The following is a 6,042-nucleotide window of genomic DNA, read 5'->3' on the forward strand; positions in this document are numbered from 1 at the left end:
CGCATGACCGCCCAGCAGTACCAGGAATTCATTGCGCGCCGCCGCGGGGCTCAGGCTCCCGCGGCGGCCGCCGCCCCGAAGAGGACGGCCCGGAAGAAGCCGGCCGTGCACCCGGGCCTTCCGTCCGTTCCGGAGCCGCCCGCGCTCGAGCCCCTGCTCGCCGGCCTGTCCGGTGTGGGGTACGTCAAGACGATGCTGATGCCATACGTGGAGGAGATGCTGACCAGCAATCAGCGTCTTCACCACATGGCCGAGTACAAGATCAAGAAACGGCTTCGGGCCGACGCGGCGCAGATGATCAGGCGTGAGCGCCTGCCCCGCCTGCAGCGCGCGGCCATCTTCTACGTGCTGCATCCGCGACCCATCAACCGGAAGCGTGACCCGGGGAACTGGGCGCCGACTGCGAAGGCGTACGTCGACGGCCTCGTCACCCCGAACCTGCACCGGCCGCAGGAGCACCACCTACTCCCGGACGACGACCACGAGCACCTGCTCGGCCCGAACCCCGTAATGGGCGCCCCAGTCACCACCGGATTCGCCCGCATGTCCCTCGTCATCGTTGAACTTGCCGGGAGTAGCTGACCAGCGGAAACGCGGGAAGCCGTAACAGAAATCGACGGCAGACGTACATGAACTGAGGGCTGGCCCGTCCTCCCGTACAGCGCTAGGAGATGCCCCTCCGTGAGCACCACACCGAACGTGTCCCTCCAGGTCTACGACCGGGACGGCACGCCTATGCCGCCGAGCGTGAGCCGCGAGCGCCTGGTCGACCTGGTCCGTTCCGCGTACGCGCGTGGCGGCAAGCACCTCGACCGCGACGTCGTAGACCTCGAGCTCGCTGAGATCGCCGACAAGGCCGCATGTTCCCTGCTGCGCGACCGCTGGAACGACGACTTCCCCATCGCCGCATATACCGAGCTGCTCTCCGCGGTCGCGGCGGTGCGGGCCGTTCTCGGCTTCGCCCCGACTCCGACCGCACGAGAGGTCCACGAGTGGGCCGAGAACCTGGGGAAGCAGATGGCAGAGGAGATCGACGGCCTGGTGTCCCCGTGCTTCATCCAGTTCGTGAACGGCCCCTACAAGGGGGCCGTTCTGAGCGTCCCGGCGCGCACACCCGCGATGGGCCCGGCAAACACCCTCACGCTTCCGATCGCCTGGGGCGACACCGAACAACCCGGCCGTGGTGAGGCCCAGTACGAGCGGATCCCGATCCCAGACGAGGGCCTGTGGCTGTACCGACTGATCCACGAGGCCCCAGAGGGCTCCCGTCCGCACATCACCCTCCCCGACCGACAGGATGGTGTGTGATGCCGCGGAACATTAAGGCCGACCACGGCGCCGTCTACCGGGCAGTCATCACCTGGACTGAGATCCCGGAGAAGGGCGGCACGCCCCACACGGAGTACGAGGGTCCATACGGAGAGCCCGGCGCCGCGCAGGGCCGGGTCACCTTCTGGGAGAACTACCTTCGCGACGACGACACGGGCGAGACCCGGGCCTCGGGCCACGTCGAGGAGGGCACGATCACCTGGCAGCCGTACACGCCGCCGGTGAAGAAGCGCGCCAAGAAGGGCGGCCCCGCGTGATAGCCCTCCTCTCCGCCGTGATCCCGTCCCCGGCCGCGGACGCAGCGCACGACGCTGCGCACGAGACCGCTGCCCGGTTCCGGCACGGCGTCTACTCCGTGCCATGCAAGACATGCCACGTCCCGGCCGGCGTCCTCTGCCTCGCCCGCCGCAGCGTGCACGCGGCCCGCCGGGAGCTGTACCGGCAGAACCCCAAGCCCAACGGCCTGGTGCCGCTCCTCATGGCGCGTGGCCGATGAGTGCTCTCGCCGTTGAAGCCCCGACCGCCGCGCCCGAGTGGGACGGCCGCCTGGTCGTGCGCGCCGCTGGCCGTCCTCTGCTGCACGTCGCCGGGGAGGGCATCACAGCCCCGGCGGTACCGATGTTCACCGTGCCCCTGGAGTGCGAGCCGGACGCCGAGCGAGCGCCGGGTGTACGGCCCTGGGACGGGCCGGTCACCGAGGCGAGCATCTGCCCGGCCTGCCTGCGCGCCCTGCGCGGTGAGCCGGAGCCCGAGGCGCCCAGACTCGTTCCCGCCGCCGTCGCCGAGGAACTGCCTGAGCCGGAGACCGACCGCGGCCGCGGTCATTTGCGGGCCGTCCCGGACCTCACGACGTACGCCGAGGCACCCCTGCCCGCCGAGCACGCCGGCCGCCCGATCACCTGGTCCCGGTGGACGATGTCGCCCGTCATCTCCCACTACGACCCGTCATGTGAGTGGTGCGGAGACCCGGGGCCCGGCGAGATGGCCGGCGGACGCCAGGGCAACCCCATGTCCCGCACCGATCCCCTGCGCCGATACGTCGCCTACCGCTGCACCGCATGCCAGGAAATGACCGCGTACGAGCAGGTCGGCAGCGAACTCAAGACCATCGCACACCACAAGTCGCGCGCGCCGAAGGACTGCAACCTATGAGCCCCACCCCCACCCTCGCCCTCGTCCCCGACACCAGCGGCCTCGAGCAGCGCATCGCCCTGATTGCGTGCGGCGTCAAGGCCGGCAAGACCCAAGCGTGCGACATGCACCGCGGGAAGGGCGCCGCCTTCCTGGATATCGCCTCTACCGGGGCCGTTGACGCCCTCGCCGCCGCGATCTGCGGCACGGGCCGCGGCCCCGCCTGCACTCGGTGCGAGGCCAAGGCCCAGGAGATCATCCGCGTCTACAACGAGGGGGCCGAATGACCACGGCTGTTGCCCAGCGCGAGGCAGTCGCCTTTGACCTTGAAGGCGGGCTGATCAACGTCTCGGGCATCCATGACCTAGCGCGAGACGCCTCCGCGTTTCACCGTGCCAGCCTCGGCTGCCCACCCAACCTCGACGTCGTGAATGCCGCTCGACGAGCGCGCGAGAGGGGGGCCGCCGTCCTCGTCATGACCAGCGGAGACCGACGTCTGCAGCAGCTCGTGACCGTGTGGTTGGGACGCAACGGGGTGCCCGCGACCCTCCTCCTGATGCGATCCCGCCACGACCACCGGCCCGGCGCCGTGGTGAAGCGGGAGCAACTGCGCGCCGCCCACCACCAGTTCGGCAGCCTCACCGTGTGGAGCGCCGACCCGAGCGTGAACCGCCTGTCGGAGCAGGACGGCATCGACGTCGTTGAGTTGACCGGCTACTGGGGAGACACCCAGTGACCCAACAGCGGGCCGGGAACCAGGAGCTCGCCCCCGAGGAGCTGTCCAAGCTACTCGGGGGCGAGCTGCCGTCCACGCTGCCGCTGGAGGGCTGGCGGACGGTGACGGTGCACTGCCAGGTAGACGCGATCGGCCCGTCCGACCGGCACCCCGACCTGGTGAAGCTCGAGCTGTCGTTCCCTCCGGGCGGTGAAACGCCGTGAAGGGCATCCAGGTGCGCCCGGTCATCGCGTGGCAGCCCTGGCCGTTGGAGTTGGCCCGCGATTGGCTCGGGTCCGACAGCCTGCCTCCCTCTTCGAGTCTGCCGGAAAACGTGCTGCATCTTCTGGAAAGGGCCAGGCCGTTCATCGTTTCAGGTCGTTGAACCTGTTTATCTCGCGGAGAACTATCAATCTCCCGTAGATGTCGGGCACAATGAGGGCTGTGTCTGATCAAGAGGGGGGATGATGGCGACGGAGCGAGACGCCCCGCGGAAGCTTCGACTGACTGTCGAGTTGGAGATTCCGCGCGGCACGCCGGCCAATGTGCGCACCAACAGGCGTATGGCGGCCGTGGATGCCATGAGGACCGCCGTGACGGCGATCGCCGCGCGCGAGTTGCCGCCGACGACCACGGTGAGCTTCCGGCACGAGTGGATGTACGCCTGGCACGACGAGACCACCGAACCCGTGACGCTGGGGCCACCCGTAGCCCCGGAAGCACCGTGAGATAGCAGGCCGCACGGCCACAGCGATAACCGAACACCTGGCGTCATGGCCAGACCACCCCGGCGGAGAGCACCGCCGGGAACTCCCGAACGAAGGAACACCGCGATGCCCTCGCGCACCATCCCCTGCCGTCTGTCCCTCCTCACCCTGTCGAGGTGAGGTGACGTGTCTCGACCTATGGATGCGCCGGATCACGTCGCCTCGGCCGCGGAAGCCGCCTACACGGAGTACACCGCCACCAAGCCATCGCGTCGGGCCCGCATGCTCCACATCGCGTGCACCGTGGTCCAGCGCCGCGCCCCCTACTTCGCTCCGCCCGCCGTCGCCACGACGTGGGGCGGCTGGATCTACACCTCTTCGTGGGTGACCGACCCGGGATGGGAATGGCCGGTCGCCTACGGCACGGCGGGTGCCGGCCTGGGCGCGGCCACCGTCGGAGCCACTGTCCTGGGCATCCGGCACCCGATCGCGCTGCCCGCCCTGTACGGCGGGGCTGTGGCCTCGTGCACGCTGCTGTGGTCGGCGTGGCAGACCGCTTTGCCCTCGGCGCCGGGCGCCGCCGTCGGTCTCGTCGGTGCCATCGCGGCCGGCGTCCCGTACTGGCTGTGGCTGGCCAAGCACCGCCTGAACCGCGCCAAGCTGGAGAGCAAGAATCCGACGCAGGCCGCCGCGCCCGTCGACGTGGTCCTGGCGCCCGACGACGTCGCCGGCGCGCTGGCTGCCACGGGGACGCCCGGCGCGTCCCTTGAGCAGATGCTTCGGCACCCGGACGGTGCGTGGACGGCGATCCTGTCCCTGCCCGTCGGAGTCTCCCCGCGGGACATCGTCGGGAGCGCTCAGCGGACCGCGCGCCTGCAGGCCGCGCTGCGCCTGGCGCCCGGTTGGACGCTTGAGGTCGGCGACGGCGGAGCCTCGCACCACCTGATCGTTACCGCCCGGCCGCCCGCCCCGGCGCGCAAGGTCACCGTCCCGGCCCGGCACCCCATCCTCGACGAGTTGGAGGAGTGGGACCCGTGGCAGCCGGTGTTCATCGCGATCGACCTGGACACCGGTGAGGAGGTTCACCTGCACCTGTTGGCCCGTGCTGGCATCCTCATTGCCGGTCTTCAGCGCATGGGCAAGTCCGTGCTGCTGTCGGTCGTCGTGGCCCACCTGGCGCTCGCCGGGGCGCGGCTGATCCTCGCGGACGCCAAGCTGGTTGAGCTGTCCCTGTGGGCGCCGCTGTGCCAGCACGAAGACGACTTCATCGGCCGCGACCCCGTCGCGTTCCTGGCGAAGCTGCTGGAGCTGCAAAGGGAGATCGACGTCCGCTACGCCCGGCTGGTGCGGGAGGGCCGTACGAAGGCGGAGCCGGGCGACGGGTGGACCACGATCGCGCTGATCGTGGACGAGTTGGCGGCGTTCATCGACATCCCGGACCGCAAGCTCCGCGGACAGATCGTGTCAGTGCTGCGGGATGTGCTTTCCCGCGGCCCGGCCTGCCTCGTCCCGGTCATCCTCGCCACGCAGAAGCCGGAGGACAAGGTCGTCCCCTCTCAGATCCGTGACGTCTGCGGGCAGAAGATCGCGCTTGCGACGACCACGCCGGAGATGACGGACACCATCCTGGGCCGCGGTTGGGCCGCCAAGGGCGCGGCCGCGCACCTGATCGGAGAGTCCGAGAAGGGTAAAGCGTTCGTCCTCGAGGACGGCTCGCGGCCGCGGATGGTGCAGACGTTCCCGTTCGAGCCGCCGGAGCGCCGTGAGGTGATTGCGGCCGTCGGTGAGCTGTGGCCCGACCGCCCTGGCGCCCGGGTGCCGCTGCCCGGCGCCGAGGACCAGGACCCGGACCCCAAGCCGCCGACGCCCCCGACGGGCGGAGGCGGACCGCGGGGCGGCCGGCCGCACCTTCGGACAGTGCCCACCTTCCCGGACGGCTCCCGCATCCCCGACAACCGCATCGCGCTGTGGGAGGCCCTGCAGAAGGCCGGGCCAGAGGGAGTGACCAAGCCTGATCTGGTCGCCGACGGCATCGTCGGACACGGCTCCAGCGCCACCCAGCCGCTCACGCAGTGGACCAAGAAGGGGTGGCTGGACGACACCGGCAAGCGCGGCCAGGCCAAGGTCTGGCGCCTGGTCGCCGGGGCCCACACCCCCGCC

11 protein-coding genes are annotated in these 6,042 nt (G+C 70.3%); all 11 read left to right on the top strand.

Annotation, left to right across the window (positions count from 1 at the left end; all coding sequences use genetic code 11):
- Window positions 1-3 precede the first annotated feature (3 nt).
- Complete coding sequence (locus tag C1J00_RS10025) at window positions 4-582, top strand: hypothetical protein (protein ID WP_146046168.1); 579 nt, start codon at window positions 4-6, stop codon at window positions 580-582.
- Between the two features lie 99 nt (window positions 583-681).
- Window positions 682-1,308 carry a hypothetical protein gene (locus C1J00_RS10030; protein WP_102908692.1) on the top strand — a complete coding sequence of 209 codons (627 nt, stop codon included), beginning with the start codon at window positions 682-684 and terminating at the stop codon, window positions 1,306-1,308.
- Window positions 1,308-1,586 (top strand): hypothetical protein, encoded by a 279-nt coding sequence (locus tag C1J00_RS10035; protein WP_102908693.1) that lies wholly within the window; start codon window positions 1,308-1,310, stop codon window positions 1,584-1,586. Before C1J00_RS10030 ends, C1J00_RS10035 begins: the two co-directional genes overlap by 1 nt.
- On the top strand, window positions 1,583-1,825 hold the full coding sequence (locus C1J00_RS10040) for a zinc finger domain-containing protein (RefSeq protein WP_102908694.1): 243 nt from the start codon (window positions 1,583-1,585) through the stop codon (window positions 1,823-1,825). Before C1J00_RS10035 ends, C1J00_RS10040 begins: the two co-directional genes overlap by 4 nt.
- A complete protein-coding gene (locus C1J00_RS10045) occupies window positions 1,822-2,481 on the top strand; it encodes a hypothetical protein (protein WP_102908695.1) in 660 nt (219 codons plus the stop codon). The genes C1J00_RS10040 and C1J00_RS10045 overlap by 4 nt, the downstream gene beginning before the upstream one ends.
- Window positions 2,478-2,747, top strand: coding sequence for a hypothetical protein (locus C1J00_RS10050; RefSeq protein WP_102908696.1), 270 nt, complete (start codon window positions 2,478-2,480; stop codon window positions 2,745-2,747). Before C1J00_RS10045 ends, C1J00_RS10050 begins: the two co-directional genes overlap by 4 nt.
- Window positions 2,744-3,196, top strand: a complete 453-nt coding sequence (locus C1J00_RS10055; protein ID WP_102908697.1) for an HAD family hydrolase — start codon at window positions 2,744-2,746, stop codon at window positions 3,194-3,196. Before C1J00_RS10050 ends, C1J00_RS10055 begins: the two co-directional genes overlap by 4 nt.
- The gene (locus C1J00_RS10060) at window positions 3,193-3,399 is read left to right on the top strand and encodes a hypothetical protein (RefSeq protein WP_102908698.1); all 207 of its coding nucleotides are present in this window, start codon (window positions 3,193-3,195) and stop codon (window positions 3,397-3,399) included. The genes C1J00_RS10055 and C1J00_RS10060 overlap by 4 nt, the downstream gene beginning before the upstream one ends.
- Window positions 3,396-3,560, top strand: coding sequence for a hypothetical protein (locus tag C1J00_RS45180; protein ID WP_180989481.1), 165 nt, complete (start codon window positions 3,396-3,398; stop codon window positions 3,558-3,560). The genes C1J00_RS10060 and C1J00_RS45180 overlap by 4 nt, the downstream gene beginning before the upstream one ends.
- A gap of 196 nt (window positions 3,561-3,756) precedes the next feature.
- The gene (locus tag C1J00_RS45185) at window positions 3,757-3,903 is read left to right on the top strand and encodes a hypothetical protein (protein WP_180989482.1); all 147 of its coding nucleotides are present in this window, start codon (window positions 3,757-3,759) and stop codon (window positions 3,901-3,903) included.
- A 177-nt stretch (window positions 3,904-4,080) separates the two neighbouring features.
- A partial coding sequence (locus C1J00_RS10070) for an FtsK/SpoIIIE domain-containing protein (RefSeq protein ID WP_102908700.1) occupies window positions 4,081-6,042 on the top strand: 1,962 nt, incomplete at its 3' end.

It is taken from the genome of Streptomyces cahuitamycinicus (genome assembly GCF_002891435.1).
In the GTDB taxonomy this organism is placed as follows: domain Bacteria; phylum Actinomycetota; class Actinomycetes; order Streptomycetales; family Streptomycetaceae; genus Streptomyces; species Streptomyces cahuitamycinicus.

Bases quoted from the DNA above. Each gene is read 5' to 3' on its own strand.
- C1J00_RS10045 (WP_102908695.1), top strand. From the start codon at position 1,822: ATGAGTGCTCTCGCCGTTGAAGCCCCGACCGCCGCGCCCGAGTGGGAC.
- C1J00_RS10035 (WP_102908693.1), top strand. From the start codon at position 1,308: ATGCCGCGGAACATTAAGGCCGACCACGGCGCCGTCTACCGGGCAGTC.
- C1J00_RS10050 (WP_102908696.1), top strand. From the start codon at position 2,478: ATGAGCCCCACCCCCACCCTCGCCCTCGTCCCCGACACCAGCGGCCTC.
- C1J00_RS45185 (WP_180989482.1), top strand. From the start codon at position 3,757: ATGAGGACCGCCGTGACGGCGATCGCCGCGCGCGAGTTGCCGCCGACG.
- C1J00_RS10055 (WP_102908697.1), top strand. From the start codon at position 2,744: ATGACCACGGCTGTTGCCCAGCGCGAGGCAGTCGCCTTTGACCTTGAA.
- C1J00_RS10025 (WP_146046168.1), top strand. From the start codon at position 4: ATGACCGCCCAGCAGTACCAGGAATTCATTGCGCGCCGCCGCGGGGCT.